The sequence below is a fragment of the Priestia sp. P5_B4 genome (assembly GCF_056400385.1).
The window spans coordinates 1-817 of sequence record NZ_JBFULJ010001269.1; the positions used below are offsets into that span (position 1 = coordinate 1).

Here is an 817-nt window from a genome sequence, read left to right on the forward strand (position 1 = left end):
ATGTTGACACCGTCGCCTGGCGTGCCTTCTTGAACTCCTTTTTCTAGCACGTATACTTCCTCTTCCAAAGATACCTTAATTTTTCCTTCTAAGACATATGCCACTTCCTCCCCTTTATGCGCTAAAGGAGATTCTGATGAAGACTTCATCGGCGGTATTTCCATAATCGCCGTAGCTAGATTTCCCGTAAAGTCTGGTGATACTAGCGAATACGTTAACTCTTTTACTTTCATCGTTGTACGCTCGTTCGACCGTACGACTAAATGAGAGGTATTTATTTCTTCAAGTAAAAAACTGAAAGTAGGAACATCGAGGCATTTAGCTAAAATTTTAAGCGTGGAAATGGACGGATTAGCTAATCCTCGCTCAATTTGACTTAACATAGACGGCGTAATCTCCGCTAATTTGGCTAATTCTCGACTGCTTAGCCCCTTTGCTTTTCGAAATTTCTCTACTTTTTTTCCAATATCTATGTTTTCCATGATGATTCCTCCATAAAAAAACGTTTAATTACATTTAATTTTATTAAATTAAACTTAATAAATAGCGTTACTTATGTTAAATTATATTTAATAAATAAAATATAGTTTAATACTATCACAGTAAGGAGGAAGAAAAAAATGACCGACATCTTCACCTTTTTGATTCTCACACTATTTGTTATTATGAGTCCTGGTATTGATACTGCTCTTATTACCAAACGAACGATGGCAGATGGACAAACGGGCGGCTATAAAATGGCGTTAGGCTTAGCGAGCGGCTCTTTAGTTCATACACTCGCCGCTACGTTTGGTTTATCAGCTCTTCTTCTTCAGTC

At 37.3% G+C, this 817-nt stretch carries 2 protein-coding genes; one reads left to right on the top strand and one right to left on the bottom strand.

From position 1 onward, the window contains the following. A partial coding sequence (locus tag AC1DRF_RS30415; RefSeq protein WP_477742621.1) for a helix-turn-helix domain-containing protein occupies window positions 1–482 on the bottom strand: 482 nt, incomplete at its 3' end. A gap of 138 nt (window positions 483–620) precedes the next feature. On the opposite strand from AC1DRF_RS30415, the gene AC1DRF_RS30420 reads away from it, so the two are divergent. Further along, a partial coding sequence (locus tag AC1DRF_RS30420; protein ID WP_477742622.1) for a LysE family transporter occupies window positions 621–817 on the top strand: 197 nt, incomplete at its 3' end.